The organism is Microbacterium sp. ARD31, from assembly GCF_031844425.1.
The window spans coordinates 35,030-60,874 of sequence record NZ_JAUZVE010000006.1; the positions used below are offsets into that span (position 1 = coordinate 35,030).

The 25,845-nt window shown below is 71.7% G+C and carries 30 protein-coding genes and 1 riboswitch; of the genes, 6 read left to right on the forward strand and 24 right to left on the reverse strand.

Annotation, left to right across the window (positions count from 1 at the left end):
* Positions 1-153 precede the first annotated feature (153 nt).
* From Q9S36_RS17315 to Q9S36_RS17340, 6 genes are read right to left on the reverse strand one after another with little or no spacing between them, the layout of a single operon-like run.
* Entirely contained in the window at positions 154-1,326 is a 1,173-nt protein-coding gene (locus tag Q9S36_RS17315; RefSeq protein WP_311286204.1) for an acetyl-CoA C-acyltransferase, read from the reverse strand.
* 3 nt (positions 1,327-1,329) lie between these two features.
* Positions 1,330-2,511, reverse strand: a complete 1,182-nt coding sequence (locus tag Q9S36_RS17320) for a bifunctional 2-methylcitrate synthase/citrate synthase (RefSeq protein ID WP_311286205.1) — start codon at positions 2,509-2,511, stop codon at positions 1,330-1,332.
* A 16-nt stretch (positions 2,512-2,527) separates the two neighbouring features.
* Positions 2,528-3,427: a methylisocitrate lyase gene (gene prpB / locus Q9S36_RS17325; RefSeq protein ID WP_311286206.1), complete on the reverse strand. Its 900-nt coding sequence runs from the start codon at positions 3,425-3,427 to the stop codon at positions 2,528-2,530.
* A complete protein-coding gene (locus tag Q9S36_RS17330) occupies positions 3,427-4,953 on the reverse strand; it encodes an MmgE/PrpD family protein (protein ID WP_311286207.1) in 1,527 nt (508 codons plus the stop codon). The genes prpB and Q9S36_RS17330 overlap by 1 nt, the downstream gene beginning before the upstream one ends.
* A complete protein-coding gene (locus Q9S36_RS17335) occupies positions 4,950-5,621 on the reverse strand; it encodes a GntR family transcriptional regulator (RefSeq protein ID WP_311286208.1) in 672 nt (223 codons plus the stop codon). Before Q9S36_RS17335 ends, Q9S36_RS17330 begins: the two co-directional genes overlap by 4 nt.
* A gap of 58 nt (positions 5,622-5,679) precedes the next feature.
* Positions 5,680-6,288 carry a TetR/AcrR family transcriptional regulator gene (locus Q9S36_RS17340; RefSeq protein ID WP_311286209.1) on the reverse strand — a complete coding sequence of 203 codons (609 nt, stop codon included), beginning with the start codon at positions 6,286-6,288 and terminating at the stop codon, positions 5,680-5,682.
* Between the two features lie 68 nt (positions 6,289-6,356).
* Between Q9S36_RS17340 and Q9S36_RS17345 the strand changes: the two genes are divergently transcribed.
* Both Q9S36_RS17345 and Q9S36_RS17350 read left to right on the forward strand, forming a co-directional pair.
* Positions 6,357-7,334 carry a zinc-binding dehydrogenase gene (locus Q9S36_RS17345; protein ID WP_311286210.1) on the forward strand — a complete coding sequence of 326 codons (978 nt, stop codon included), beginning with the start codon at positions 6,357-6,359 and terminating at the stop codon, positions 7,332-7,334.
* A 49-nt stretch (positions 7,335-7,383) separates the two neighbouring features.
* Positions 7,384-7,917, forward strand: coding sequence for a ribonuclease H (locus Q9S36_RS17350; RefSeq protein WP_311286211.1), 534 nt, complete (start codon positions 7,384-7,386; stop codon positions 7,915-7,917).
* Between the two features lie 109 nt (positions 7,918-8,026).
* Here the strand turns inward: Q9S36_RS17350 and Q9S36_RS17355 are convergent, their stop codons facing one another.
* The 4 genes from Q9S36_RS17355 to mmuM all read right to left on the reverse strand — a co-directional run bounded on the left by Q9S36_RS17355 (position 8,027) and on the right by mmuM (position 11,796).
* Complete coding sequence (locus Q9S36_RS17355; RefSeq protein ID WP_311286212.1) at positions 8,027-8,506, reverse strand: NUDIX domain-containing protein; 480 nt, start codon at positions 8,504-8,506, stop codon at positions 8,027-8,029.
* A gap of 16 nt (positions 8,507-8,522) precedes the next feature.
* Positions 8,523-9,536: an aldo/keto reductase family protein gene (locus tag Q9S36_RS17360; RefSeq protein WP_217532468.1), complete on the reverse strand. Its 1,014-nt coding sequence runs from the start codon at positions 9,534-9,536 to the stop codon at positions 8,523-8,525.
* 80 nt (positions 9,537-9,616) lie between these two features.
* On the reverse strand, positions 9,617-10,873 hold the full coding sequence (gene rlmN, locus Q9S36_RS17365; RefSeq protein WP_396653792.1) for a 23S rRNA (adenine(2503)-C(2))-methyltransferase RlmN: 1,257 nt from the start codon (positions 10,871-10,873) through the stop codon (positions 9,617-9,619).
* A 44-nt stretch (positions 10,874-10,917) separates the two neighbouring features.
* Positions 10,918-11,796: a homocysteine S-methyltransferase gene (mmuM, locus tag Q9S36_RS17370; protein ID WP_311286213.1), complete on the reverse strand. Its 879-nt coding sequence runs from the start codon at positions 11,794-11,796 to the stop codon at positions 10,918-10,920.
* Positions 11,797-11,851: 55 nt separating this feature from the next.
* Here mmuM and Q9S36_RS17375 point away from each other — a divergent pair, with 55 nt between their 5' ends.
* Together Q9S36_RS17375 and Q9S36_RS17380 are read left to right on the forward strand one after the other, a co-directional pair.
* Positions 11,852-12,319, forward strand: coding sequence for a GNAT family N-acetyltransferase (locus Q9S36_RS17375; RefSeq protein WP_253035262.1), 468 nt, complete (start codon positions 11,852-11,854; stop codon positions 12,317-12,319).
* A 46-nt stretch (positions 12,320-12,365) separates the two neighbouring features.
* Positions 12,366-13,214 (forward strand): Cof-type HAD-IIB family hydrolase, encoded by an 849-nt coding sequence (locus tag Q9S36_RS17380; RefSeq protein WP_311286214.1) that lies wholly within the window; start codon positions 12,366-12,368, stop codon positions 13,212-13,214.
* 48 nt (positions 13,215-13,262) lie between these two features.
* Here Q9S36_RS17380 and Q9S36_RS17385 read toward each other — a convergent pair whose 3' ends face one another.
* The 4 genes from Q9S36_RS17385 to Q9S36_RS17400 form a co-directional block, all read right to left on the reverse strand.
* Positions 13,263-14,093: an NAD(P)-dependent oxidoreductase gene (locus Q9S36_RS17385; protein ID WP_311286215.1), complete on the reverse strand. Its 831-nt coding sequence runs from the start codon at positions 14,091-14,093 to the stop codon at positions 13,263-13,265.
* Positions 14,094-14,108: 15 nt separating this feature from the next.
* The gene (locus Q9S36_RS17390) at positions 14,109-14,879 is read right to left on the reverse strand and encodes an enoyl-CoA hydratase/isomerase family protein (RefSeq protein WP_311286216.1); all 771 of its coding nucleotides are present in this window, start codon (positions 14,877-14,879) and stop codon (positions 14,109-14,111) included.
* Between the two features lie 11 nt (positions 14,880-14,890).
* Positions 14,891-15,652: an SDR family NAD(P)-dependent oxidoreductase gene (locus Q9S36_RS17395; RefSeq protein WP_311286217.1), complete on the reverse strand. Its 762-nt coding sequence runs from the start codon at positions 15,650-15,652 to the stop codon at positions 14,891-14,893.
* Between the two features lie 168 nt (positions 15,653-15,820).
* On the reverse strand, positions 15,821-16,168 hold the full coding sequence (locus tag Q9S36_RS17400; RefSeq protein WP_311286218.1) for a hypothetical protein: 348 nt from the start codon (positions 16,166-16,168) through the stop codon (positions 15,821-15,823).
* Between the two features lie 51 nt (positions 16,169-16,219).
* On the opposite strand from Q9S36_RS17400, the gene Q9S36_RS17405 reads away from it, so the two are divergent.
* Positions 16,220-16,723 (forward strand): GNAT family N-acetyltransferase, encoded by a 504-nt coding sequence (locus Q9S36_RS17405; protein WP_311286219.1) that lies wholly within the window; start codon positions 16,220-16,222, stop codon positions 16,721-16,723.
* Between the two features lie 8 nt (positions 16,724-16,731).
* Here the strand turns inward: Q9S36_RS17405 and Q9S36_RS17410 are convergent, their stop codons facing one another.
* The 3 genes from Q9S36_RS17410 to Q9S36_RS17420 form a co-directional block, all read right to left on the reverse strand.
* Positions 16,732-17,526 carry an energy-coupling factor transporter transmembrane component T gene (locus tag Q9S36_RS17410; protein WP_311286220.1) on the reverse strand — a complete coding sequence of 265 codons (795 nt, stop codon included), beginning with the start codon at positions 17,524-17,526 and terminating at the stop codon, positions 16,732-16,734.
* On the reverse strand, positions 17,523-18,869 hold the full coding sequence (locus tag Q9S36_RS17415) for an ABC transporter ATP-binding protein (protein WP_311286221.1): 1,347 nt from the start codon (positions 18,867-18,869) through the stop codon (positions 17,523-17,525). The genes Q9S36_RS17410 and Q9S36_RS17415 overlap by 4 nt, the downstream gene beginning before the upstream one ends.
* Before the next feature lie 113 nt (positions 18,870-18,982).
* A complete protein-coding gene (locus Q9S36_RS17420) occupies positions 18,983-19,621 on the reverse strand; it encodes an ECF transporter S component (RefSeq protein ID WP_217532446.1) in 639 nt (212 codons plus the stop codon).
* Positions 19,615-19,724, reverse strand: a riboswitch (TPP riboswitch). Its footprint overlaps the gene before it by 7 nt.
* A gap of 38 nt (positions 19,725-19,762) precedes the next feature.
* On the opposite strand from Q9S36_RS17420, the gene Q9S36_RS17425 reads away from it, so the two are divergent.
* Positions 19,763-21,148, forward strand: coding sequence for a serine hydrolase (locus Q9S36_RS17425; protein WP_311286222.1), 1,386 nt, complete (start codon positions 19,763-19,765; stop codon positions 21,146-21,148).
* A gap of 3 nt (positions 21,149-21,151) precedes the next feature.
* Here Q9S36_RS17425 and Q9S36_RS17430 read toward each other — a convergent pair whose 3' ends face one another.
* From Q9S36_RS17430 to Q9S36_RS17460, 7 genes are all read right to left on the reverse strand, one after another.
* The gene (locus tag Q9S36_RS17430) at positions 21,152-22,084 is read right to left on the reverse strand and encodes a DnaJ domain-containing protein (RefSeq protein WP_311286223.1); all 933 of its coding nucleotides are present in this window, start codon (positions 22,082-22,084) and stop codon (positions 21,152-21,154) included.
* Position 22,085: 1 nt separating this feature from the next.
* Positions 22,086-23,147: an enoyl-CoA hydratase/isomerase family protein gene (locus Q9S36_RS17435; RefSeq protein WP_311286224.1), complete on the reverse strand. Its 1,062-nt coding sequence runs from the start codon at positions 23,145-23,147 to the stop codon at positions 22,086-22,088.
* Positions 23,148-23,191: 44 nt separating this feature from the next.
* Positions 23,192-23,668 (reverse strand): hypothetical protein, encoded by a 477-nt coding sequence (locus Q9S36_RS17440; RefSeq protein WP_253035249.1) that lies wholly within the window; start codon positions 23,666-23,668, stop codon positions 23,192-23,194.
* 72 nt (positions 23,669-23,740) lie between these two features.
* On the reverse strand, positions 23,741-24,568 hold the full coding sequence (locus Q9S36_RS17445; protein ID WP_311286225.1) for a uroporphyrinogen-III synthase: 828 nt from the start codon (positions 24,566-24,568) through the stop codon (positions 23,741-23,743).
* 184 nt (positions 24,569-24,752) lie between these two features.
* Complete coding sequence (locus Q9S36_RS17450; RefSeq protein ID WP_064003416.1) at positions 24,753-25,019, reverse strand: hypothetical protein; 267 nt, start codon at positions 25,017-25,019, stop codon at positions 24,753-24,755.
* Positions 25,009-25,419 (reverse strand): phage holin family protein, encoded by a 411-nt coding sequence (locus Q9S36_RS17455; protein ID WP_064003417.1) that lies wholly within the window; start codon positions 25,417-25,419, stop codon positions 25,009-25,011. The genes Q9S36_RS17450 and Q9S36_RS17455 overlap by 11 nt, the downstream gene beginning before the upstream one ends.
* Positions 25,416-25,832: a hypothetical protein gene (locus Q9S36_RS17460; protein WP_064003418.1), complete on the reverse strand. Its 417-nt coding sequence runs from the start codon at positions 25,830-25,832 to the stop codon at positions 25,416-25,418. Before Q9S36_RS17460 ends, Q9S36_RS17455 begins: the two co-directional genes overlap by 4 nt.
* Positions 25,833-25,845: the final 13 nt, after the last annotated feature.

Here is a 25,845-nt window from a genome sequence, read left to right on the forward strand (position 1 = left end):
AGCGCTCCTGGATGTGCGACGGCACAGCAATGTGCCCGGGGTACCGCAGACGTTAGCGGGTTCGAGCCCGAGTGCGCAAACGCTTGCAACGATGGATGAGCGAAATCTCACCGTGCGGCCGGAGCGTGGCCGCGAACGACCCCGCGGGCGAGGTCAGAGACGTTCGATGATCGTGGCGTTGGCCATGCCGCCGCCCTCGCACATCGCCTGCAGGCCGTACCGGCCGCCGGTCGCCTCCAGGTAGGCCAGCATCGTGCCGAGCAGGCGGGTCCCCGACGAGCCGAGGGCGTGGCCGAGCGCGATGGCCCCACCCCACGGGTTCAGCTTCGCAGGATCGGCGCCGACCTCCGCCGTCCACGCGAGCGGCACCGGCGCGAACGCCTCGTTCACCTCGTAGGCGTCGAGATCGTCGATCGAGAGGCCGCTGCGCTCCAAGATGCGGCGGGTCGCCGGGATCGGCCCCGTCAGCATGAGCAGCGGATCATCGCCGACGACCGAGAAGGCGTGAAATCGAGCCCGCGGGGTGAGGCCCAGTTCGTTCGCCTTCTCCTCGCTCATGATGAGCACCGCCGATGCGCCGTCAGTCAGCGGCGACGAGTTGCCGGGCGTGATCCGCCAATCGAGATCGGGGAACCGCGCGGCCATCGCATCGGTGCGGAACGACGCCGGAAGGCCCGCGAGCTTCTCAGCCGTCGTGCCCGCGCGGACGGTCTCGTCGGCCTCCACGCCGGCCATCGGCAGGAGTTCGCGCGCGAATGCGCCGGCCTCGTGCGCCGCGGCGGCGCGCGCGTGCGACTGCGCGGCGAATGCGTCGAGGGTCTCACGGTCGAAGCCCCACCGCTGCGCGATCAGCTCGGCCGAGACTCCCTGATTCACGAGCCCCTCGGGGTAGCGCTCCAGCATCGCCTCCGAGAAGGGCGACCCCGCGACGGATGCCGAAACACCCAGCGGCACGCGACTCATCGACTCGACGCCGCCCGCGATGACGATGTCGTACTGCCCCGCGATCACGCCCTGGGCCGCGAAATGCGCGGCCTGCTGGCTCGACCCGCACTGCCGGTCGATCGTCGTACCGGGAACCGACTCGTCGAACCCCGCAGCCAGCACCGCCTGCCGCGCGATGTTGAACGTCTGCTCGCCGACCTGGCTGACGCAGCCCAGCAGCACGTCGTCGATCTGATCGGACTCGAGCCCGTTGCGCTCGAGGACGGCCCGCAGCGTGTACGCCGCGAGGTCGACCGGGTGCACCTCACTCAGCGCACCGCCGGGCTTGCCGCGCCCCGACGGGGTGCGGACCGCGTCGACGATGACGGCGGTGCGGAGCATGACTCAGCCCGCCTCTTCGGCGCGCTCGAGCGCTTCGAGGTCGGCGGCATCGGGCACGTACCCGTCGATGTGGCGCTCGTCGGGACCGTTGTAGGCCGACAGCGGGCGGATGAGCGCGTTCGATGCCTGCTGCTCCATGACGTGCGCCGTCCAGCCGGTCACGCGCGCCGCGATGAACAGCGGCGTGAAGGTGAGCGTGTCGAACCCGATGAGGTTGTACGCCGGACCCGAGGGGTAGTCGAGGTTCGGGTAGATGCCCTTGCGCTGCACGAACTCTGACTCGAGGGTGTCGTAGAGGGCGGCGACCTCGGGCCGGTCGTAGTGCTCGACGAGCGTGTCGAGGGCCTTCTTCATCGTCGGCACGCGCGAGTCGCCCTTCTTGTACACGCGGTGGCCGAAGCCCATGATCTTGCGCTTGGCGGCGAGCGCCTCGTCGAGCCAGGGCACGACGTTCTCGGCGGATCCGATCTCGTCGAAGATGTGCAGCACGGCCTCGTTGGCACCGCCGTGCAGCGGCCCCTTCAGGGCGCCGATCGCACCGACGACCGCGGAGTACAGGTCGCTGAGGGTCGACGTGATGACGCGCGCGGTGAACGTCGACGCATTGAACGAGTGCTCGGCGTACAGGATCATCGAGCGGTTGAACGCGTCGACGACGACCGGATCGGGCTCTTCGCCGAAGGTCATCCAGAGGAAGTTCGCCGCATAGTCGAGGTCTTCGCGCGGCTCGATCATCGCCTCGCCGCGGCGACGACGCTGGCCGTACGCGACGATCGCCGGCAACACCGCGAACAGCCGCATGCTGCGGTCGAGATTCTCGGCGTGGGTGCCTGCAGCATCGAGCACGTTGAGGATGCCGGCGGTCTCGGTCGCGCCGATGGCACTCACAACTGTGCGCACCTCGTCCATCGGGTGCGCATCGACGGGAAGCTCGTCGATGAGCGCCACGACCGACTCCGACAGCGCCCGGTTCGCACGTTCGATCGCGCGCAGTTCGCCGAGCTGATCGGCCGTCGGCAGTTCGCCGTGCCACAGCAGGTAGGCGACAGCCTCGAACGACTGCGTCGCGGCGAGCTCCTGCACCGGGTAGCCGCGGTACAGCAGCGAGTTGGTCTCAGGGTTGACCTTGGAGACGGCGGTCTCGTCGGCGATGACGCCAGCGAGACCCTTCTTGATGTCGGTCATGGTGTGCTCCTTCGCGTCACCGGGAGATGTGGAAGTTGAAGATGTTCGTGTCGAAGTGGTTGTAGTCCTCGTAGTCGATGAGGTCGTACAGGTCGGCACGGTGCTGCATCTGGTCCAACTGCGAGGTCAGGTGCCCCTCTTCGGTCAGCGTATCGAGCGCACGCCCGGTCGCACCCATCGCGATCCGCAGCATCGACACCGGCCAGATGACGATGTTCACGCCCGCATCGCGCAGTTGGGAGGTGGAGAACAGGTCGCTCTTGCCGAACTCGGTCATGTTCGCCAGGATCGGCACGTCGAGGGCGGATGCCATTGCCTCGAACTCTTCGAGGGTGCGCATCGCCTCGGGAAAGACGGCGTCGGCCCCCGCGTCGACGAGCGCCTTCGCGCGGTCGACTGCGGCATCCATGCCCTCTGCCGCACGGATGTCGGTGCGCGCCATGATGAGGAAGTTCGGGTCGCGGCGAGCGTCGACGGCGGCCCGGATGCGCTTGACCGCGGTGTCTTCGTCGACGACGGCCTTGCCGTCGAGGTGCCCGCACCGCTTCGGGTTGACCTGGTCCTCGATGTGCGTGCCGGCAAGGCCCGCGTCTTCGAGGGTCTGGATCGTGCGGGCAACGTTCATCGGCTCGCCGAACCCGGTGTCGGCGTCGATGATCGCCGGCAGCTCCGTCATCCGGGCGATCTGCTGGCCGCGGCCGGCGACCTCGGTGAGGGTGGTGAGGCCGATGTCGGGCAGCCCCAGGTCGGCCGACAGCACCGCGCCCGAGATGTAGACGCCCTCGAAGCCCTTGCGTTCGATGAGCCGCGCCGACAGCGGGTTGAACGCGCCGGGAAACCGCAGCAGCTCACCCGAGGCGAGCCGCTCGCGGAACAGGCGCCGCTTCTCGGCGGCCGGGGTCTGGCTGTACAGCATCAGAACAGGCCCTTCGGGGCGGGAGCGGATGCCAGCAGGCCCGCCTTCCCGACGATGTTCAGCTGCCGCACCTCGTCGGGCGTCAGCTCGGGCAGGCGCTGCACGAGCGCGAGGAACCGCTCGATCTCGGCGGGCTCGAGCACGGGCTCGGCCAGCAGCCGGAACTTGCGGATGTAGTCCTCGCGGGCGAACGGCCGGGCGCCCAGCGGGTGGGCGTCGGCCACGGCGATCTCGTCGACGACGGTGGAGCCGTCGGCGAGGGTGATCTCGACGCGACCGCCGAACGCCTTCTCGGCGGGGTCCTCCGAGTGGTAGCGGCGCGTCCACTCGGCATCCTCGGCGGTCGTGACCTTGTGCCACAGGGCGACGGTGTCGGGGCGGCCGGCGCGCGCGGGGGTGTACGAGTCGACGTGGTGCCATCCGCCGTCCTGCAGCGCGACCGCGAAGATGTACGGGATCGAGTGGTCGAGCGTTTCGCGGGATGCCGCGGGGTCGTACTTTTGCGGGTCGCCGGCGCCCGAGCCGATCACGTAGTGCGTGTGGTGGCTCGTGTGCAGGACGATCGAGGTGATGTTGGCGGGGTCGCGCAGCTCGGGGCGCTCGGTGCCGAGCCTGCGGGCGAGGTCGATCCAGGCCTGCGCCTGGTACTCGGCCGAGTGCTCCTTCGTGTACGTGTCGAGGATGCCGCGCTTCGGCTCGCCGGCGGCGGGGAGCGGCACCTCGTAGGCGGCGTCCTTGCCGTCGAGGAGCCAGGCGATGACGCCGTCCTCACCTTCGTAGATCGGCGACGGCGAGGTCTCGCCGCGCATCGCGCGGTCGACGGCTTCGACCGCCATCTTCCCGGCGAAGGCGGGGGCGTGCGCCTTCCACGTCGAGATCTCGCCCTTCCGCGACTGCCGGGTCGCCGTGGTGGTGTGGAGCGCCTGGGCGACGGCCTGGGAGATCGTGTCGACATCGAGGCCGAGGAGGGTTCCGATGCCGGCGGCGGCCGACGGACCGAGGTGCGCGACGTGATCGATCTTGTGCTTGTGCAGGCTGATCGCCCGGACGAGGTCGACCTGGATCTCGTACCCGGTCGCGAGCCCGCGGACCAGGGCTGCCCCGTCGGCGCCGACGTGCTGCGCGACCGCGAGGATCGCGGGGATGTTGTCGCCCGGGTGCGAGTACTCCGCCGCCAGGAACGTGTCGTGGTAGTCGAGTTCGCGGACGGCGACGCCGTTGGCCCACGCCGCCCACTCCGGGCTCGTGCGCGTCTCGTTCGGCACGCCGAACACCGTGCCGCCGTAGCCGCCCGTCGACACCGGGTGCGACAGCGCCTGCGAACGGGCTGCGCTGACGGGACGACGGGTGAGGGATGCCGCGGCCACCGCCGCGTTGTCGATGACCCGGTTCACGATCATGTCGACGACGTCGTCCTCGACGGGGACCGGGTCGACGGCGACCTGCGCGATCTTGTGGGCGAGCTGCTCCTCGCGGGGCAGCGGCTCGTCGCTGCGGTAGACGCGGACGTGGTGGGTGACGGTCATGTCGGTTCCTCCGGGGTGTCGGACAGGGAGTCGAGGATCGAGGCGAGCGCGTTGTGCAGGTGCACGTGCGTCGCGTGGGCGGCGAGGTCGCCGTCACCGGCGGCGATCGCGCCCGCGATGAGGCGGTGCTCGGCGACCGAGGCGGCGAGGCGTTCGGGGTTGTCGCGAGCCAGGCGCCGCACGCGCACGAGGTGAGTGCGGACGGTGCGCAGCGCCGAGGTGAGGTAGTCGTTGCGGACGGCGGCGTCGAGCTCGGCGTCGAAGCGGGCGATGAGCGCGTAGTAGGCGTCGGCGTCGGATGCCGCTCCGCCCGACGCCTGCGTCGCTGCGAACTCGGCGGCGAGCGCAGCGAAGACGGAGCGATCGCCCGCTCGGGCCGCCAACCGGGCCGCGGTCTCCTCGAGCGCGCGGCGCACGGCGAACAGGGCCTCGATATCGGAGGCGTCGATGCCGGCGACGACGGTGACCCGCGGGGACGCCTGCTCGACGAGCCCGTCGGCGGCGAGCCGGCGAAGTGCCTCGCGGAGCGGCGTCCGGCTCACGCCGAGTCGTGCGGCCTGCTCGACCTCGGCCAGAACGGCCCCGGGAGGCAGCGTCCCGTCCTGGATCTCGCGCAGCAGCGTCTCGTACGCGCGGACCCCGGCGTACCGCGCGGGTGCATCCGTCATGATCTCAGTGTATGCACAGTGGGCCTGGGTGGAGGCGTTGACGCAGTGGATTCCCGCCTTATGTATACACAGGCGTCACGCCGACATCCCACGACGCGACAGCCGTGAGGACCGCGCCGAGGCTGCGATCAGCGGCATCCGGATCCACCCTCGCCACGGCGAGCGCGGCGATCACCAGCGACGCACAGACCTCCGAGAGAGCCGCGCGCGAGGCTGCCGAGATCTCCGGCCGCGCGGAATCCACACCCGCGGCGATCGCGGCACGGAGCTCATCGGTGTACGCCGTGACGAGCGCGCGCACGTCGGGGTCGTCGTCGACGACGGGCGCGCATGCGGCGTTGAGCAGCAGGCATCCCGCCTGGGCCCGCGGAGTTCCGCTCGCGATCGCGGCCCGCATCTCGGCGATGTACAGCGCGAGGGCCTCGGTACCGGCATCCGGCTGCTGCAGGCGCCCGATTCGAGAACGTACGACCTCGTCGAGGTACCGCGCGACGACGGCCTCGAACAGCCCCTTCTTGCTGCCGAACGCGTGATAGATGCTCGAGCGCTTGAGCCCCGTCGCCGCTTCGAGTTCCGCCACACCGGTCTCGGCGTACCCGCGCGCCCAGAAGACGTCGCGGGAAGCACGGACGACGTCGTCGCGGTCGAATGTCGCCGTGCGTCCCATGGATGCCCCTCTCAGCCGTCGGTACTATATTAGACCAATCGTTACAAAATGACGCCTTGGAGGAGAACATGCGCGCAGTCACCCACCCCGTCTTCGGCGAACCGACCGACGTCCTCGAGACCACGGAGCTCCCCGACCCCACCCCCGGTGCGGGAGAGGTCCGGGTGCGGCTTCTCGCCTCGCCGATCCACAACCACGACCTGTGGACCATCCGCGGCACCTACGGCTTCAAGCCCGAACTCCCCGCCCGTTCGGGCACCGAGGCCGTCGGTGTCGTCGAGGAGCTCGGTGAGGGCGTCGAGAACCTGCAGGTCGGCCAGCGCATCGCCACCGGCGGCACCTTCGGCGTGTGGGCCGAGCAGTTCATCGCCCGCGCTGCGACTCTCATCCCCGTTCCCGAGGGCCTTCCCGACGAGCAGGCCGCTCAGCTCGTCTCCATGCCGTTCAGCGCCATCAGCCTCATCGACTTCCTCGACGTGAAGCCGGGCGACTGGATCGTGCAGAACGCCGCGAACGGCGCCGTCGGCCGCATGGTCGCGCAGATGGGTCGTGTCCGCGGCCTCAACATCCTCGGCCTCGTCCGCCGCAGCGCCGCCGTCACCGAGCTCGCCGAGCAGGGCATCGACCGCGTCGTCGCCGTCGACACCGACGACTGGCGCGACAAGGTCGCCGAGATCACCGGCGGCGCCCACATCATCGCCGGCGTCGACTCCGTCGGCGGCGAGTCGAGCGGCCACGTCCTCTCGCTCCTCGGCGAGAACGCCACGCTCGTCGTCTTCGGCGCGATGGACGCTCCCGTCATGCAGCTTGCGTCGGGCCCGGTCATCTTCCGCCACATCACGATCAAGGGCTTCTGGGGAAGCAAGGTGAGCACCGAGATGGATGCCGAGGGGCGCGGCCGGCTCTTCGGCGAACTCGCCCAGCACCTCTCGTCCGGCGTCCTGACCCTGCCGGTGTCGGCGACGTTCCCGCTCGAGCAGGCGCGCGACGCCGCCCGTGCCAGCCTGATCGCCGGCCGCGTCGGCAAGGTTCTGCTCCGCCCGTGATCCGCTACCCGCGCGCGGCCATCGTGCCGCGCGCGGGTAGCGTGGTCGGGTGACCGAATCCTCCCGCTATGTCGTGGCCACCGACGGCGCCTGCAAGGGCAATCCCGGACCGACGGGCTGGGCGTGGGTCGGCGAGGACGGCCACTGGGCGGCGGGCTCGATCATCCAGGGCACGAACAACGTCGGCGAGCTGATGGGCCTCCTCAAGGCGATCGAGGACCATGCGGATGTCCGTGAGCTCGTCGTGCAGGCCGACTCCACGTACGCCATCGACACGTACGAGAAATGGATGGACGGTCACCGCCGCCGCGGCTGGAAGACGTCCACCGGCGCGCCCACGAAGAACGTCGACCTGCTCGAGCAGCTGATCACCGCGCGCGACGCTCGCCGCGCCGCGGGCCTTCCCGACGTCGTCCTCGAGCACGTCCGCGGACACCGCGGTCACGTCCTCAACGAGTGGGCCGACGAGCGCGCCGTGCGCGGCGCCGAGCACGCGGCATCCGGCAAGGAATCGGCGTGGTCGTCGCTCGGCGGCCTGCACGAGAGGCTCGACGTGTCCGAGGCGCCCAAGAAGAAGCGCTAACCCGCGCGCCGGTGCGGGCACGGACCGCGGAGTCTTCGCCGAGGTCGAGCTCCGCAACCGGTTCCGACCCGCGACCCCCGCGAATGCTCCGCGGTTGTTGCCGCGGCCGTCAGGTGTCCGCGGCGCTCAGCAGTTCGGCCAGCCGATCGAACGCCGGCCGCTGCCCCTTCACGACCCGCTCGCGCGCGCGATCCAGCGGCATCCATTCGGCGCGGTCGACCTCGGGGAAGGATGCCGTCCGACCCGATCGCGGCGGCCACTCCATCTCGAACTCACCGAACACGAACCCCTCCGCCTCGAAGCCCGCACCGTCGGCGACGAACACTGTCACCCGCTTGCCCGACGAGTACGCGAACGTGCCGAGCTCGGCGTAGTCGGCCTCGGGAGGGGCGACCCCGAGCTCCTCGCGGAACTCCCGCTTCGCGGCATCCAACGCCTCTTCGCCGTCCTCGAGTTCACCCTTCGGGACCGACCAGGCACCCTCGTCCTTCGACGCCCAGTACGGCCCGCCCATGTGAGCGACGAACGCCGACACCCCGCCCCCACCGTCGAGACGGTAGAGCAGGATGCCGGCGCTCTGCGTGGCCACGGACAGGCGGCGCTCGTCAGATCAGACGGGACTTCGGCGAGACGGAGTACGTCTCCTCCGGGTCGGTGACCGCCACCGGCGCCAGCGCCTCGTTGATCGCGGCGTACGTGTCGTCGTCGAGCTCGATCCCCGAGGCCTTCACGGTGTCCTCGAGCTGCTCGGGACGCGACGCCCCGATGATCGCCGCGGCGATGTTCGGGTTGTGCAGCACCCACGCGAGGGCGAGCTGCGGCATCGTGATGCCCGCGCCCTCGGCGATCGGCTGCAGCTTCTGCACCGCGGTGAGGGTCTCGTCCTTCATGAAGCGCTTGATCATGTCGGATCCGCCCTTCTCGTCCGTCGCGCGCGAACCCTCGGGCGCCGGCTGACCGGGCTGGTACTTGCCCGTCAGGACGCCCTGCGCCAGCGGCGACCAGACGATCTGCGAGATGCCGAGCTCCGCAGAGGTCGGGACGACCTTGCCCTCGATGACCCGCCACAGCGCGGAGTACTGCGGCTGGTTCGAGATGAGCTGGAAGCCGAGCTCCTTCGCCAGCGCGTGCCCGGCGCGCAGCTGCTCGGCAGTCCACTCGCTGACGCCGATGTAGAGCGCCTTGCCCTGACGGACGATGTCGGCGAAGGCCTGCATCGTCTCCTCGAGCGGGGTCTCGTAGTCGTAGCGGTGCGCCTGGTAGAGGTCGACGTAGTCGGTGTTCAGCCGCTTCAGCGAACCGTTGATGCCCTCGAGCAGGTGCTTGCGCGACAGACCGTGGTCGTTCGGCCCCTTGGGACCGGTCGGCCAGTAGACCTTCGTGAAGATCTCAAGGGATTCGCGGCGCTGACCCTTCAGCGCCTCGGCGAGGACGGACTCGGCCGCCGTGTTCGCGTAGGCGTCGGCGGTGTCGAACGAGGTGATGCCGAGGTCGAGGGCCTTGTGGACCGTCGCGATCGCCGCGTCGTTCTCGACCTGCGAGCCGTGGGTGAGCCAGTTGCCGTAGGTGAGTTCGGTGATCTTGAGGCCGCTGTTGCCCAGGAATCGATAGTTGACCATGCCGACGACGCTACTCTCGCGCCGCGGTCGACTCCGCGGGCCTTGACAGGGTTACGCCGCCGGCGGAATCGCCTCCGGAGTCAGACGGATGCCGCCGCGGCCTGGTCCTCTTCGGTCGCGACGAGCTGACCGCACGCGCCGTCGATCTCCTTGCCGCGGGTGTCGCGGAGGGTCGTCGGGATGCCGGCGTCGTTGAGCCTGCGGACGAACTCGTTCTGCACGTCGACGTCGGACGAGGTCCAGATCGAGCCGGGGGTCGGGTTCAGCGGGATCGGGTTGACGTGCACCCAGCCGCGACCGCGCGCGTTGAGCTTCTCGGCGAGGAGATCGGCGCGCCAGCCGTGGTCGTTCATGTCTTTGATGAGGGCATACTCGATCGAGACGCGACGGCCGGTCTTGTCGAAGTACTCGCGCGCGGCGTCGAGGGCCTCATCGACCTTCCAGCGCGAGTTGACCGGGATCAGCTCGTCGCGCAGGTGGTCGTCGGGGGCGTGCAGCGACAGTGCGAAGGTGACCGGGATCTCCTCGGCGGACAGCTTGCGGATCGCCGGCACGAGCCCGACGGTCGAGACCGTGATGCCGCGGGCGCTCATGCCGAGCCCGTGCTTCTTGTCGACCATCGTGCGAACGGCCTGCATGACGCGGGCGTAGTTGGCGAGAGGCTCCCCCATGCCCATGAAGACGATGTTCGTGACGCGCTCGTCCTTGTGGCCGACCTTGCGGGGATCGCCCAGTCCGCCGTCGGCGATGAGGCGGTTGGCGCGGACGACCTGGTCGACGATCTCGGCCGCCGACATGTTGCGGGTGAGGCCCGCCTGGCCGGTGGCGCAGAAGGGGCAGTTCATGCCGCAGCCGGCCTGGCTCGACACGCACAGCGTGATGCGCCCGGTGTACCGCATGAGCACGGACTCGACGAGCGCGCCGTCGTGCAGGCGCCACAGGAACTTGATCGTGTCGCCGCCGTCGGTCTCGAGCCGGCGCACCTCGGTCATGAGGTTCGGCAGCAACCCGCCGACGAGCTCGTCGCGGTTCGCCGCCGGCAGATCCGTCATGTGGGCGGGGTCGGAGGTGTAGTGCTGGAAATAGTGCTTCTCGAGCTGCGCGGCGCGGAAGCCCGGCATCCCGAGCTCCTTCAGCTTGTCGACGCGCTGATCGTGGCTGAGGTCGGCGAGGTGCACCGGCGGCTTGCCCCGCTTGGGGCTCGCGAACTGCAGGAGCGGGCGGCCTTCGGCATCCTTCGCCTGCGTCCACCCCTCGGTCGCGGGACGCACCTGCTTGGGCGTCGTCGAGCGCACGGCGGACATGCCCTCGGGGCGCGCGGGAGTGGACTCGGTCATGCCTTCCAGGCTACCGGCGGCGGGCTGGGCGGATGCCGGGCGGCTCATTCCTTCAGCCGGCGGGCGAGGCCGGCGATGTCCTCGGGTGTCGTGCGGCAGCATCCGCCGATCAGCCGTGCCCCCGCCTTCACCCAGGCGTCGACGTCGGCGAAGGTGGCCGTCGCGTCGCCGTGCCACGAGCGCGAGGCGGCGTCCCAGACCTCGCCGCTGTTCGGGTAGACGACGGCGGGCGTCGTCGGCGGCATCCGGTCCAGCACGCGGGTCAGCGCGGCCGGCGGGCAGCAGTTCGCTCCGACGGCGACGGCCCCGGGCGCAGCCGCGGCGGCCGCCAGCGCAGCGGCGAGCGCGTCGTCGCGCTCGAACGCCGTACTCGCGCCCGACAGCGAGATCCACGCCGGGATGCCGACGCCCTCGAGCGCGGCCGCCAGCGCCTCGGCCTCGGCGGGCGACGCGATCGTCTCGACGGCGAGCAGGTCAGGCCCCGCCTCCGCGAGCGCGAGCAAGCGCCGGCGGTGCCACGCGGTCAGCTCGGCCACCGACAGACCGTACGCACCGGTGTACTCGCTGCCGTCCGCGCGCACGGCACCGAAGGGACCGACGGATGCCGCGACCCACGCCCGACCGTCCGACGCCTCGCGGGCGAGGCGGACCGAGGTGGTCAGCAGCGCATCGACCTCGGCGGCATCCCGCCCCGCCGCGGCGAGGTTGTCGTACCCGAGCTGGTAGGAGGCCGTCGTGACGACGTCGGCGCCGGCCTCGACGAACGCGGCGTGCACGTCGCGCACGTCACCGGGCGCGTCGATCAGCACGCCCGCCGACCAGAGCACTCCGCTGAGATCGTGGCCGCGGGCCTCGAGCATCGTCCCGAGCCCACCGTCGACGACGAGCGGACGGGTGGCGATCGCGGCGGCGACATCGGGCATGCGGTCACTCTAAGCCGCCGGCCGCGGGCCGCCGAAGGCGGATTACGCTGAACGGATGAGCACCGCCCGCATCCGTCCCATCACCGTCGACGACGCGGGCGAGGTGCTCACCCTGCAGCGGGCCGCCTTCGTGCAGGAGGCGCTCATCTACGACGCCGTCGACATGCCGCCGCTCACGCAGACGCTCGACGAGGTCCGCGCCGAACTCGAGGACAACCTCGGATGCGTCGCCCTCGACGGCGAGCGCATGGTGGGCTGCGTGCGCGCCCGCGTCGACGGCGACCTGCTCCTCATCGGCCGCATCGCGATCGCACCCGATCAGCAGGGCTCGGGCCTCGGGACCGCGCTGCTGTCGGCGGTCGAGGAGCGCGGCCGCGAGGCCGGCGCCACGACCGCGGAGCTGTTCACCGGCTCGCTCAGCGAGGCGAACCTGCGCCTCTACGAGCGCGAGGGTTACGAGGAGAGCGAGCGCGTCCCCGGCGACGACGGCACCGCGCAGGTGTTCCTCCGCAAGCAGCTCTGACCCGCCCGCGCACCGAGCGTTCATCCGCGTCCGGGAGAATGGACGGATGACGCGCATCGCTTTTCTGGACGTGGACGGAACCATCCTCGAGCACGGAACGGCCATCGCCGACTCGACGATCACCGCGATCCGGACGGCACGCGAGAACGGCCACCTCGTCTACCTCTGCACGGGACGCGCCGCCGGCGACATCCACGAGAGAGTCCGCGAGATCGGCTACGACGGCGCGATCACCAACGGCGGCGCCTACGCGGTGCGCGGCGACGAGCTGCTGTTCGCCGACCCGATGCCGCGCGAGGACACCGACCGGCTGATCGCCTACTTCGAAGCGGAGGACATCGACTACTTCCTGCAGTCGAACGAGGCCGTCTACGCGAGCGAGGGGGTCGGTGCGATGCTCGACGAGTACTTCGCCGAGCGCCGCAAGCGTCACCTCGAAGACGCGCGCCGGCTCGGGCAGACCGACGCCGTCGACCCGAAGCCGATCGTCACCTACCGTCCCGTCGGCGAGGCGGACCTGGACGCCATCGCGAAGACCACGTTCATCAGCAAGCGCTCCGACAGCGTCGACAAGGCCCAGGCCGACCTCGGCGAGCGCTTCCACGTCATCCCCGGCAGCATCCCCCTCCCCGGCGGGTCCAACGGGGAGATCGGACTGGCGGGCACGAACAAGGGCTCGGCGATCGTGCGCGTGCTCGACATCCTCGGCCTCGACGCCGCCGACGCGATCGGCATCGGCGACAGCTGGAACGACGCCGAGATGTTCGACGTCGTCGGCACGCCCGTCGCCATGGGCAACGCCGACCCCGCCCTCAAGGAGCGCGCCGGCAACGTCACCACCGACGTCCTCGACGACGGCGTGTGGAACGCGTTCGTGAAGCTCGGCCTGGTCTGACGCGCGGGCGCGTTTGCGCGTTCACGGCCGCGCGTCCGGCCGCCGACCTCAGTCGAGGAAGATGTCGGGGAACAGCTCGGCGTCGGGGGTGCCCGGCGTCGCGGCGTAGCGCGCGAAGTCCGTGACGCCGGCCTCGCGCAGCACGTCCTCGACGATGAGCGTCTGCCCGGTGTACTCGCGCGCCGGCTTGCAGAGCACCTCGTACGCCGCGTCGGCGTAGACCTCGGGCGTGCGGCTGACCTTCATCATCCGATCGCCGCCGAGGGCGAACTGCACCGCCGCCGTCGCGATCGTCGTCTGCGGCCACAGCGTGTTGGCGGCGACGCCGTCCTTCGCGAACTCGGCCGCCATGCCGAGGGTCGCCATCGTCATGCCGTACTTCGCGAGGGTGTAGCCGGTGTGCGCACCGAGCCACTTCGGCGAGAGGTTGAGGGGCGGCGACAGCGAGAGGATGTGGGGGTTCGCGGCATCCTTCAGCATCGGGAGCGCCGCGCGCGACAGCATGAACGTGCCGCGCACGTTGACGTCCTGCATGAGGTCGTACTTCTTCGCGGCGAGCTCGAGCGAGCCCGAGAGGTCGATGACCGAGGCGTTGTTGACGACGATGTCGATGCCGCCGAACTCGCCCTGCGTCTTCATGACGGCCTCGGTGATGTCGCCGTCGTCGCGGACGTCGCCGACGATCGGCAGCGCACGACCCCCCGCCGCGCGGATCTGCTCGGCCGCCGAGTGCACCGTGCCCTCGAGCTTGGGATGCGGGGTGTCGGTCTTGGCGAGCAGCGCGATGTTCGCGCCGTCCCGCGCGGCGCGCAGCGCGATCGCGAGGCCGATGCCGCGGCTGCCGCCCGACATGAGGATGGTCTTTCCGGCGAGGGTCATGGGTTCTCCAGTGGGTCAGGAACGGCGCGAACGGGATGCCGCGGCGAACGCGGCGATCCGCGTCGCCGCGTCGGGGGTGTCGAACGCGGCACCGATCGTGCGGGCTTCGTCGTCGAGGTTGTCGGCGAACGGGCGCGCGGCGCCGGTGCGGACGAGGCGCTTCGCCTGCCCGAACGCCCCGGTCGCGCCGTCGAGCCAGGCCCGCGCGATCTCGTCGGCACGCTCCCCGGGCTGGTCGACGACCTCGGCGATGAGCCCCCACTCGAGCGCGGTGGGCGCGTCGATCGTCGTGTCGGTGAGCAGCAGCTGCAGCGCGCGGCGCTGTCCGACCGCCGCCGGCAGCAGCGTCGAGACGCCGAGGTCGGGGGTGAGCCCGATGTTCGCGTACTTGCTGACGAACACGGCTCGCGGCGAGGCGACGATGTAGTCAGCCGTCAGCATGAGACCGAGACCGCCGCCGGCGACCGCTCCCTGCACCGCCGCGACCATCGGGATCGACGACTCCACGAAGGTCCGGATGCCGTCGTGGATCACTCCGGCCATCTCAGTGATCGTGCCACCGCTGCCGCCGGAGGTCGCCATCTGCACGACGTCGCCGCCGGCGCAGAACGCCGGGCCCGCGGCATCCAACACGATCGCGCCGACCGTGTCGTCGCGCGTCAGCTCGTGCGCGAGGTCGCGCCAGCGCGTGCCCATCTCGAAGTCCATCGCGTTCAGGGACGCTGGGCGGTGGAAGGTCAGCCGGGCGAGGGCGCCCTCGCGGCGCAGCAGGATCGAATCGCTCATCGGGTCTCCACTCACTTCGGGGCCATGCGGATCGAACCGTCGAGACGGATCGTCTCACCGTTGAGGTAGCCGTTCTCGACGATGTGCTGCACGAGCGCGGCGTACTCGTCGGGCTTGCCGAGCCGCGCCGGGTAGGGCACCTGCTGGCCGAGCGACTCCTGCGCCGCCTCGGGAAGACCCGCGAGCATGGGCGTCTCCATGATCCCGGGGGCGATCGTGCAGACGCGGATCGCCGAGCGCGCCAGTTCGCGCGCGATCGGCAGCGTCATCGCGTGCACCCCGCCCTTGCTGGCCGCGTACGCGGGCTGCCCGATCTGACCGTCGAAGGCCGCGACCGACGCGGTGTTCACGATGACGCCGCGGTCCCCGGATCCCGTCGGTTCGGTCGCCGCCATCGCCGCCGCCGCGTGGGCGATGACGGTGTAGGTGCCGATCAGGTTGATGCGGATGATCCGTTCGAAGTCGGCGATCGGGCTCGGCGAACCGTCGCGGGTGAGGACCTTCGCGGGCGGCGCGATCCCGGCGCAGTTGACGGCGACGCGCAGCGGGGCGACGGCGGATGCCGCGGCCACGGCCGCCTGCACCTGCGCGGCATCCGTCACATCGGCGGCGGCGAAGGTCCCGCCGAGCTCCGCGGCGACGGCGGACCCGGATGAGGTCGGCAGGTCGACGATGACGACGTGCGCACCCTGCGCGGCGAGGCGGCGGGCGGTCGCGAGCCCGAGCCCGCTGGCTCCCCCGGTGACGACGGCGGATGATCCGGCGATGTCCATGCGCTCTCCTTCGAACGGGATCGGGTTCCACCCTACGCGCGACTGGGTGCCACGGTAGCAGGATGCCTCCAGGCTAGCCGTCCGCGCCGCCTCGCGCGCGGTGCGGCGCTCCTGCCGGTGAGGAGCGCCTCGCCTCCCACCGCGACCTCTGGAACGCGACCTGACCCGTCAGCGCACCGCGCCGTCGAAGAGCGCCGCGGCGGCCAGGTAGCCCGCCACGACGACGGATGCCGAGACGAGCGGCACCCACGCGAGGTCGCGCCCCGTGCGCCACGCGACGATCGCGGCGGCCGCGGTGAGGACGAGGCTGGTGAGGATCGCGCCGCCGAAGAGCATGCCCGCGGCATCCGCCGCATCCCAGTCGCACGCCGGAGAGCAGGGCCCGCCGGCGAAGACGCCCCGCAGGAACCACAGCACCCCGGTGACCACGATCGCGACCGCCTGCAGCACCCCGACCGCGAGAACGGCGCCGGCAGCGCTGCGTCGCAGACGCGGGTGCAGGGCGGGGGCGGACATACCGCGGACGCTACCAGCCGCGACACCCCCGCGGGCGCTTAGGCTCGACCGGTGAGCGAACGGACGAGCACCGGGTTCCGCATCCTCGAGGTCGCGTGGGCCGACCCGCGCGCGACCGCGCTCCGCGATGAGTTGGATGCCGACCTCGGCGCCCGCTACGACGGGTTCCACGGCGACGAGCCCGCCGAGCGGAAGGCCGCGCGCTCCCGCGCGCTCGCAATGCATCCGGACGAGATCGTCGCGACCCTGATCGCGGTGGATGCCGACGGCACACCGACCGGCCACGTCATCCTCCGTCGCCTCGGCGAGGAGTGGGAGATCAAGCGTCTCGTCGTCACGGCGGCGGCTCGGGGCCGCGGCATCGCTCGCTCCCTCATGACCGCGGCGCTCGACCGGGCACGCGCGGGCGGTGCCGATCGGGTCATCCTGCAGACCGGCATCCCCCAGCCGGAATCGGTCGCCCTCTACGAGTCGCTCGGATTCACCCGCATCCCGGTCTACGAGCCGTACGCCGAGACGATGCCCCGTTCGATCTGCTTCGCCTACGCGTTCTGACCCGCCGCTCACATCCAGACGACGCGGAACGAGCCGACGGCCACGGCGACCGCGATCGCCACGGCCACGATCGCCAACGCACCGGCGACCGCGACCACGTCCCGGCGGGACAGGCGCGAGGTGCGGGCCCACGTGCGTTCGACGGGCGCGCCGAATCCGCGCGCCTCCATCGCGGTCGCCAGGCGGGTACCGCGACGCACCGCGAAGACGAGGAGCACGAACGCCATCGAGAAGAACCGGCGCACGGCGTTCCGGTCCCCCACGCCGCGCGCCCGCCGCGCGAGGCGCATGGCCCGCCAGTCGTCGACGAACAGCCCGAGCGTGCGCGTCCCGGCGAGCACCCCGAGCACGAGTCGTGCGGGCAGCCGCACGATCTGAGCGAGCGCCGCGGCGAGTTCGATCGGGTCGACGCGGCTGAACAGCAGGACCGTCGGGAGCGCGAGCGCGATGACCCGCACCCCGACCGCCACCGCGAATCCGATCGACGCGTCGCTGATCGTCGCGTACCAGAACGAGGCGTACACGCGCCCGCCCGGCTCGGCGTACAGCAGCATGCTCAACCCGGCGACCGGCATCAGCACGAGCACGGGCGCCATCCGTCGCAGCGTCGCCCCGAACCCGATCCCGGTCAGCGGGATGCACAGCACCATCAGAACGACGGCGACACCGGCGCTGACCGCGTCGATCGTCGTCAGCAGCGGGATGGCCAGGACGAAGGCGAGCAGGATGCGGACCGCCGGGTTGACCCCGTCGAGCCACGCGTCCCGCCTCGCGGTCCCGGTGTCGGCCGCCGCGAGGATCATGACGCCACCGCCGCGAGCTCGATGTGCCGTCCGCCGAGCAGCCGCACCGCATCCTCGTCGTGCGTCACCGCGACGACCGCGCGCCCGTCGGCGACCTGCGCCTGCAGCAGCGAGACGATGCCGGCCCAGCCGCGACGGTCCTGCCCGAACGTCGGCTCGTCGAGGACGACGACCTCGGGCGATGTGGCGAGGACCGTGGCCACCGACAGCCGCCGCTTCTGACCGCCCGACAGCGTGAACGGATTGGCGCGCGCGAGCGCGGTGAGCCCGAGCTCGTCGAGCAGCCGGTCCACGACGGCGTCGATCTCGCGGGGCGGGCGCCGGAGGGCGCGCGGTCCGACCTCGAGCTCTGCACGCACCGTCGAGGCGAGGAACTGGTGCTCGGGATCCTGGAACACGGTGCCGATCCGGGTGAGGAGCTCGCGCGAACTCCAGCGGGAGGGCCGCGCTCCCCGACGCCCCGCGGGCACGGTGCCCGCCTCGACGGTCCCGGCGAACTCCGGCAGGAGCCCCGCGACGGTCAGCGCGAGGGTCGACTTGCCGACGCCGTTGGGTCCGGTGATGACGGATGCCGCCCCCGCCGCCACCTCGAGGTCCAGTCCCTCGCGCACCGGCGTCCGCCCGTCCCGTGAGACGGCCAGCCCCCTCGCCCGGAGGGCGGCGGGGACGTCCGCCGTCACGGCCGGCAGCGCGGGCAGGTCGACGGGGTGACCCGGCAGCCAGACCCCGGCCGCGAGCAGGGTCGCCGCGTGACGGGTGAACACTTCGGCGGGTGTTCCGTCCGCGAGCAGACCCCCTTCGGCGTCGAGGACCACGACCCGCGTCATGAGGTCGACCCACACGTCCGTCCGGTGCTCGATCACGACGAGGGTGGCGCCCGTGGCCTCCACCGCCCGTCCGACCGCGGCGCGCACCTCGCGGACCCCGACGGGGTCGAGGTTGGCGGTCGGCTCGTCGAGCAGCAGCAGACCCGCGTCCATCGCGAGGGCGCCCGCGATCGCGAGGCGCTGCTTCTGGCCGCCCGAGAGCCGCGCGGTCTCGCGGTCGAGCGGGACGTCGAGCCCGACGGCGTCGAGCGCGGCGCGCACCCGCACCGGGATGCGTTCGGGCGGGACGCCGAGGTTCTCGCAACCGAATGCCACGTCGTCGCCGACACGGGAGAGCACGACCCCGGCGTCGGGATCCTGCAGCACGAGGCCGACACGGCCGCGCTGCGTGCTCGGGTCGGCGCCGTCGATCGTCATCCGACCCGACGCCTCGCCGTCCTCGTCACCGCCGAGCAGCCCCGCCATCCCCGCCAGGAGCGTCGACTTGCCCGCGCCCGATGCACCGAGCAGGAGCACCCGCTCGCCGGGGGCGATGTCGAGGTCGACGTCCGCGACGGCCGGTCGGCGGCGGCCCGCGTAGCGCCACCCCCAGCCGCGTGCGCGGAGTCCGGCCGGGCGGGACCCGGTGGTCAGACCTCGTCCGCCTGTTCTCGACCCGCGGCGAACCGGCTGAGGGCACCGGTCTTCGCGAGAGCCCGGACGAGCAGCCAGCCCACGACGCCGGCGAGCACGACGCCCGAGACGATGATCGTGCCGAGGTAGATGAGGTTGAACTCGAGCGTCTTCAGGATGTTCGGGGTCGAGCCGAAGAACAGTTCGAAGATCCACGCGGCGACGCCCGCGCCGACGCCGGCGAGCGCGGCCACACCGATGCCGAAGCGGCGGTAGAGGAACACCGCGAAGATGAGCTCGGCGCCGAGGCCCTGGACGAGGCCCGACAGCAGCGTCGACGGGCCCCAGATGTTGCCGATCGTGGCCGAGACGGCCGCAGCGACGACCTCGACGAGCAGCGCGGCGCCGGGCTTTCGGATCACGAGACCGCCGATGACACCGCCGATGAGCCAGATGCCGACGGCGAAGCCGCCGAGGCCGGGGGTCGCGGCATCCATCACCTCGAACCAGCCGTAACCGACCCCGTTCCAGAACCAGAACAGCAGGCCCACCGCGACGCCGAGGACGGCGGCGACGACGATGTCGACGACACGCCAGCGGTAGCGGTTCGGCGACGTGGTGGTCCGGGTCTCGGACGTGGACGCGACAGCGTGCATTTCTCTCTCCTCCCTGCGCCGGCATGATCCGGATCAGGTTCGACGGTCGAAGCGTGGATCGCTTCCTCTCAGCCCGGCTCACCGGACTCCCGTGGTTGTGCGTCGAGTATAGCCACAGGGAGAGCGCGCTACCGTTGTCCGGTGACCGTGGACGACGCCGATTCCCGCACGCGCCGACGCCGGCGCGGTGCGACGCCTGCCTCCCCTGCCGCCGATCACCGTGCGCTCGGGTGGGTCGACGAGGAGGGGCGTCCGGTGAGCGCCTCCCAGGCTCAGCCCGCGACCTTCGAACTGCTGCCGCCCGAGCGTCGGCGGCGCGGCATCCCGCTCGCCGTCCTCGGCATCCCGGCCCTCGCCGTCCTGGCGGTCGTGACGGCCTACACGAGCGCCATGCTGCTCTGGCCCCTGAACAACGTGACGCCCTCGGCGACGACGACCGACGCCGCCGCCCTGACGGGGGCGCCGAGCGCGATCGCGTGGCCCGCCGAGGGCGAATCCGCCGTCGGCATCACCGGGTTCGCTGCCGCGGCCTCGTCCGAGACGCCGGCGCAGATGGCGAGCACGACCAAGCTGGTGACCGCCCTCGTCATCCTCGACCAGGCGCCGCTCGCCGCCGGCGAGCAGGGTCCCGAGTACGCGTTCACGTACGCCGACCGCCTGGAGTACTGGGACTACGTCGGGCAGAACCAGTCGGCGCTCAACGTCCCCGACGATGGCTCGCTGACCCAGTACCAGATGCTCCAGGGCATGCTCATCGCCTCGGCCAGCAACTACGCCGACCGTCTCGCGACCGACGCGTTCGGGTCCGTCGAGGAGTACGTAACCGCCGCGAATGCGTGGCTCGCCGAGAACGGGCTCGACGGCATCACGGTGACGGATGCCTCCGGCTACGACCGCGGCAACGTCGCCACCCCGGCGGCCATGGTCGCCCTCGCCGAGAAGGCGCTCGCCAACCCTGTGATCGCCGAGATCGTCGCCACGGAGACCGCGGAGCTGCCCGGCGCGGGCGAGTTCGAGAACACCAACGCCCTGCTCGGCACCGACGGCGTCGTGGGTCTGAAGACCGGCAGCTACGCGGGCTACTACAACCTCGTCGCCGCGCGGACGGTCGACCTCGGCGGCGGCCCCACGGCCCTGTTCGCCTCCGTGGCCGGCGCGCCGACGGACGGCGCCCGCGTCGACGATACCGAAGCCCTGCTCGACGCCGTCGCGCAGGAGGCGTCCGTCACCTCCACCCTCCCCGCCGGCACGGTGGTCGCCGAGGTCACCACGGCCTGGGGCGCGAAGACCACGCTCGTCACCGACGAGGACGCCGAGCTGCACCTGTGGAACGGTGCGACGGCAACGGCCGAGGCATCCTTCGACATCGAGGCGGATGCCGCGGCCGGAGCGGATGCGGGCACGCTCGTCCTCTCGGGGCCGGCCGACCAGGTCGAGGTGCCGGTGAGCGTGAAGACCGCGATCTCCGGCCCCGACCCGTGGTGGCGCCTCACGCACCCGATGCAGCTCGTGCGCGGCGGCGACTGAGACTCAGGCGAAGCGGACGGTCTGCTGCAGTCGCGTCCGCACGTCGAAGAGCTCGTTGCCGCCGATGTCGCGCGCACCGCTGACGCCGCGGCGGAGGACCGTCGCGAGGACGCTGCGGGCGACGACGGCGACGGGCAGACCCTTCACCTTGCCGAGTTCCTCCACCGCCGTCGTGACGTCGTCGTCGGGGAGGACGACGAGCGCGGCGCTGAACCGCACCTTCGCCGCACGGCCGAGCGCGCGCGCCGCGAGCACGAGCTGCGCGACGGGAGCGCCGACGACCGCGTCGCCCTCGAGCTCGCCGCGGCGGGTGCGCACCGGCGCGCCGAAGTCCTCCGACAGCACGGCGTAGAGGCCGCTCGGCCCCAGCACGATGTGGTCGAGCTTCACGTCCGGGTTCCGCGCATCGGCCGCCACGTCGTGCCACACGGTGTACCCCATGCCGAGCTCGGCGACGATCCGCGCCGTCGCCTCCTCGGCGAGCGCATCCGCGAGCAGGCGTCGCACCTCGCGCGGCGCGCTGCGGACGAGGGCGCGATCGTACGGGTCGGCGAGGTCCACCCCGCGACCCGCCCACTCGCGGATCAGGTCGAGGTACCGCTCGCGACGCCAGCCGCCGGGCTGTCCGAACGAGCGGGCGCGCGGCCGGGTGTCGGCCTGCCGGGCAGGGGGCCGCCACATCGGGGCCGACGGATCCGGGCCGTACGAGGCGGTCTCGCCGAAGCCGTGGCCGCAGTCGTACGCCGCGCGGGCCTCGGCGGTCCCCACGAGCTCCCACGCGCGCTGCACCTGCACGAACTGCGCGGCGTCGCCGCCGGTGTCGGGATGCGTCTGCCGCAGACGCAACCGGTAGGCCTTGCGCAGGTCGTCGTCGCTCGCGTCGGCGGCCACGCCGAGGACCTCGTACGCCGACGCGGAGAGGGGACTGTCGAACACGTCAGCTCCAGAGGGGGACGCTCGGGCGGAACGCGAGCGCGGTGTCGGCGGTCTCAGCGGGGACCTCGTGCAGGCGGGCCGGCTGCCAGCGCGGCGCCCGGTCCTTGTCGACGAGTTGCGCGCGGATCCCCTCGACGAGGTCGGGCTGGGTGCGGCCGAACCATTCGACGAGCGCGTACTCCTGCGCCAGGGCCGCGCGCAGGTCCGGCAGCCCGCGCGCCGAGCGCACGGCGGCGAGGGTGACGGTCAGCGCGGTCGGAGCCTGGGTCTCGAGCAGGTCCGCCGTGGCCGCGGCATCCGCTTCGGGTCGCTCGCGAAGGCGGGCGATGATCTCGGCGACCGTGTCGGCGGCGAACGCATCGTCGATCCACGCGCGCGAGGCGGCGAGACGACCGGGTTCGGGGGTCTCGTCGAACAGCATCGCGATCTCGGTCGGTGTGTCGGGGTCGGCCCGCGTGACGAGGGCGTGCCGCACGTCGCCGAGGCGGTTGGCGGGCACGAGGTGGTCGGCGAATCCGGCGTGGATCGCGTCGGCGGCATCCATCGTCCCGCCCGTGAGGGCGAGGTACTCGCCGACCCGTCCCGGCGCGCGGCCGAGCAGCCACGACCCGCCCACGTCGGGGGTGAAGCCGATGCGGGTCTCGGGCATCGCGAGTCGGGAGCGCTCGGTGACCAGGCGCACCGAGGCGTGTCCCGCCAGGCCGATGCCGCCGCCCATCGTCACGCCGTCGGCGAAGACGACGACCTGCTTCGGGTACTCCGCGATCCTCGCGTTCAGCGCGTACTCGTCGCGGAAGAACGCCATCGCCGCCTCGGCCTCGCCCGCCAGGATCTGCTCGCGCAGCGCGCGCACGTCGCCGCCCGCGCAGAAGCCCCGCTCGCCCGCGCCGTCGAGCAGGATCAGGCGGATGTCGGGGTGATGCTCCCACGCGTCGAGCGCGTCGGCGATGCCGCGGATCATGCCGTGGTCGACGGCGTTGATCGCCTCGGGCCGGTTCAGCGTGATGCGTCCGACGCTCCCCTCCGCACGGACGAGCAGACGGGATGCCGCGGGTTCACTCACCCGGGCAACGTTACCGGCCGGATCCTTGGTGCCGGCCGAGCGCGTCAGGCCTGCGCGGGTCGTGGCGCCCGGCGACGCGGCGCCCGCACGGGCCCGTCCGCCGCGGCATCCGGTCGCTGCACCGGGATCTCCGTCGTCACGAGCTCGACGACGTCGACCGGCTCATCGTCGGCTTCGAGGCGCAGGGCCTGGACGAGGGCGAGCCCGTGTCGCGTGGTGATGACGAGGCGCTGGAACTCGGGGTCGCCGTCGAGGTCGATCACGACCGAGGGGCGCCGCCGCCGCACGAGCACGAAATCGTCGCCGCCGGCGGAGCGCCACCGCCCCATCGCGACGGTCCGCGGGATGACGGTGCCGGGGGTCGGCACCCCGCGCAGCCAGGTCCACGGGTCGTCGACGAGCTGCACCTTCGCGATGTGGGTGCGCTCGACGCGGACGGCGTCCTTGCGGAACGACAGCGCACGCTCGGTGGCCGAGAGCGCGACCTCCAGTCGCGACGAGTCGAGCAGCAGCGTCACCATGGGATCAGTCTGCCAAACGCGTCCCGTACGACGGATGCCGCATCCGCAACGATCCGGTCTCGGCCATCCGCTTCAGCCCTGGATGCGGGGGAACGAACCGGTCGGCGGGGCGAACTCGTCGATCGCGTGCGGCAACGGGAACTGGGCCACGGCGGCGATGAGCCCGGCGACCGTCTGCTCCTTGGCGATCACGCTGACCCCCAGCCCGGCGCGGCGGGCGTCCTTCGCCGTGCGGGGACCGATCGCGGCGATCACGGTGCCCGCCGGGATCTCGGGGAACTGCTCGTGGACCTGTTGGGCGACGGAGCCACTGGTGACGAGGATCGCGTTGATGCGCCCGGAACGGACGTCGGCGGCCACCTTCTCGGTGACCGGCACCCCGACGGTGCGGTACGCCACGACACTGCGGACGTCGTGCCCCGCCTCGACGAGCAGCCGCGTCAGGACCGGCTTGGCCAGTTCGCTGCGGAGCGTCAGCACCCGCATGGGCTTCGGCTCGAGGGCGATGAGCTGCGCCGCCATCCCCGCAGCCGAGTTGTCGTCGTCGGGGACCAGGTCGACGCGGTAGCCGACGGCGCCGAGCGCCGCGGCGGTCGTCTCACCCACGGCGGCGACGCGGGTGGTGGGAGGGATCACCGCACGGTAGGCGTGGAGGACGTCGACGGTCGTCGAACTCGTGAGGGTCACCCAGTCGAAGGCGCCCGACGCGAGGTCGCGGAGCGCCGACTCGAGGTCGGTGGGGTCCTCGGACGGGGCGAAGTTGATGAGCGGCGCGATCACGGGCGTCGCCCCCTGCGCGCGCAGCGCCGCGGCGACGCTGTCTCCCCAGGGACCCCCGCGCGGGACGAGCACCCGCCAGCCCTTGAGGGGCTTCGGTGCTGCCGCAGCAGGTGTGTTCATGGTTCGACTCTCGTGTCGGCGGTGGCCGCCCCCGAGCGAGACGGCCGACGCTCAGCGGAGGGATGCGCGCAGATGCGCACGTTCGGGACCCTGTCGTCGGCAGCATCTGCACCATCGCCGCTGCCTGCTCCGAGCATACCCCGGGTCGTCAGCGGCGACGCGGCGACGGGGTCCGCCGCACCGATCAGCGCGTGTACAGCCGGACGGCTCCCCAGACGACGAGCCCGATGGCGGCGGCGACACCGACCGCGGCGACGACGGCACCCGAGGGGTTGCGGTCCGCGAACTCGCGGGCCGAAACCTGGGCGCGCCGGGTGGCGCGGGCGGCCCGCTTGGGGACGTTCGCCTTCTCCTCGATCGCGGCGAGCGCGGCCTTCAGCTCGGCGCGCGCACGCTCGACGGGGTCCGTGATGCCGAGCGGAACGGCGGTGCGGGGCAGGTCAGAACTCATCGGCCACTTCCTTCACGATTCGGGCGTCGGTCGACAGGGCCTTCGCGGGGTTCTCACGGTTCTTCATGCGCTTGATCCGCAGCATCCCGAGGATCCCGAAGATCACCACGAGCAGCAGACCGAGCACGACGAGGATGAGCGCCGCCAGCCAGGGCGCCATCCACGAGGACAGACCGATGACCGTGAATGCACCGATCGCCGGGAGGGTCCAGAACAGGACGAACAGCGCCAGGACGAACCAGAGGCCGACGACGCCGGCATCCTTCCCGGTCCGCGTCGCCCAGGCCTTCGCGGCGTTGATCTCGGCGACGATGAGGTTCTTGACGAGCTCGGGGAGCTCACCGACGAGACCGAGGAGGCTGTCGTCACCCCGGTCGCGGAATCCGCGAGGCGTGCTCATGAGGCGGACGAGGACTTCTTGGTTCCGGTGCCGGAGGAACGCTTCGCGGTGCCCGAGCCGGTCGACCGCTTCGCGGAGCTCGACACGGCGTCGGCGGTCGTCTCGGCGGCGTCCTTCACGTCGTCCGCGGCGTCCTTCGACGCGTCGAGGGCGGCGTCGAGTTTGTCTCCCGCGGTGCCCTTCGTGGTGGCGGCGCGGGTGATCTTCACCGCGCTGCTCCACAGCACGCTCGGCAGGGCGAAGGCCGCCGACTTGCCGAACTCGCCGACCTTGTCGACCTGCTTCTGGACGGCGGGGGTGTTGTAGACCCGCAGGTACGCGTCCTTAATCTGCTCGTAGCGCTGGCGGCCCGCACGGGCCCCGAGCACGTAGCCGGCGGTGAGCCCGACGACGATTCCGATCTTGCCCTTCATGGCGATTCCTCAC

Excerpts from the sequence above, each read along its gene's own strand:
- Q9S36_RS17315 (WP_311286204.1), bottom strand. The coding sequence starts at position 1,326 with ATGCTCCGCACCGCCGTCATCGTCGACGCGGTCCGCACCCCGTCGGGG.
- Q9S36_RS17320 (WP_311286205.1), bottom strand. The coding sequence starts at position 2,511 with ATGACCGACATCAAGAAGGGTCTCGCTGGCGTCATCGCCGACGAGACC.
- prpB (WP_311286206.1), bottom strand. The coding sequence starts at position 3,427 with ATGCTGTACAGCCAGACCCCGGCCGCCGAGAAGCGGCGCCTGTTCCGC.
- Q9S36_RS17330 (WP_311286207.1), bottom strand. The coding sequence starts at position 4,953 with ATGACCGTCACCCACCACGTCCGCGTCTACCGCAGCGACGAGCCGCTG.
- Q9S36_RS17335 (WP_311286208.1), bottom strand. The coding sequence starts at position 5,621 with ATGACGGATGCACCCGCGCGGTACGCCGGGGTCCGCGCGTACGAGACG.
- Q9S36_RS17340 (WP_311286209.1), bottom strand. The coding sequence starts at position 6,288 with ATGGGACGCACGGCGACATTCGACCGCGACGACGTCGTCCGTGCTTCC.
- Q9S36_RS17345 (WP_311286210.1), top strand. The coding sequence starts at position 6,357 with ATGCGCGCAGTCACCCACCCCGTCTTCGGCGAACCGACCGACGTCCTC.
- Q9S36_RS17360 (WP_217532468.1), bottom strand. The coding sequence starts at position 9,536 with ATGGTCAACTATCGATTCCTGGGCAACAGCGGCCTCAAGATCACCGAA.
- rlmN (WP_396653792.1), bottom strand. The coding sequence starts at position 10,873 with ATGACCGAGTCCACTCCCGCGCGCCCCGAGGGCATGTCCGCCGTGCGC.
- mmuM (WP_311286213.1), bottom strand. The coding sequence starts at position 11,796 with ATGCCCGATGTCGCCGCCGCGATCGCCACCCGTCCGCTCGTCGTCGAC.
- Q9S36_RS17375 (WP_253035262.1), top strand. The coding sequence starts at position 11,852 with ATGAGCACCGCCCGCATCCGTCCCATCACCGTCGACGACGCGGGCGAG.
- Q9S36_RS17380 (WP_311286214.1), top strand. The coding sequence starts at position 12,366 with ATGACGCGCATCGCTTTTCTGGACGTGGACGGAACCATCCTCGAGCAC.
- Q9S36_RS17385 (WP_311286215.1), bottom strand. The coding sequence starts at position 14,093 with ATGACCCTCGCCGGAAAGACCATCCTCATGTCGGGCGGCAGCCGCGGC.
- Q9S36_RS17390 (WP_311286216.1), bottom strand. The coding sequence starts at position 14,879 with ATGAGCGATTCGATCCTGCTGCGCCGCGAGGGCGCCCTCGCCCGGCTG.
- Q9S36_RS17395 (WP_311286217.1), bottom strand. The coding sequence starts at position 15,652 with ATGGACATCGCCGGATCATCCGCCGTCGTCACCGGGGGAGCCAGCGGG.
- Q9S36_RS17400 (WP_311286218.1), bottom strand. The coding sequence starts at position 16,168 with ATGTCCGCCCCCGCCCTGCACCCGCGTCTGCGACGCAGCGCTGCCGGC.
- Q9S36_RS17410 (WP_311286220.1), bottom strand. The coding sequence starts at position 17,526 with ATGATCCTCGCGGCGGCCGACACCGGGACCGCGAGGCGGGACGCGTGG.
- Q9S36_RS17420 (WP_217532446.1), bottom strand. The coding sequence starts at position 19,621 with ATGCACGCTGTCGCGTCCACGTCCGAGACCCGGACCACCACGTCGCCG.
- Q9S36_RS17440 (WP_253035249.1), bottom strand. The coding sequence starts at position 23,668 with ATGGTGACGCTGCTGCTCGACTCGTCGCGACTGGAGGTCGCGCTCTCG.
- Q9S36_RS17445 (WP_311286225.1), bottom strand. The coding sequence starts at position 24,568 with ATGAACACACCTGCTGCGGCAGCACCGAAGCCCCTCAAGGGCTGGCGG.
- Q9S36_RS17450 (WP_064003416.1), bottom strand. The coding sequence starts at position 25,019 with ATGAGTTCTGACCTGCCCCGCACCGCCGTTCCGCTCGGCATCACGGAC.
- Q9S36_RS17455 (WP_064003417.1), bottom strand. The coding sequence starts at position 25,419 with ATGAGCACGCCTCGCGGATTCCGCGACCGGGGTGACGACAGCCTCCTC.
- Q9S36_RS17460 (WP_064003418.1), bottom strand. The coding sequence starts at position 25,832 with ATGAAGGGCAAGATCGGAATCGTCGTCGGGCTCACCGCCGGCTACGTG.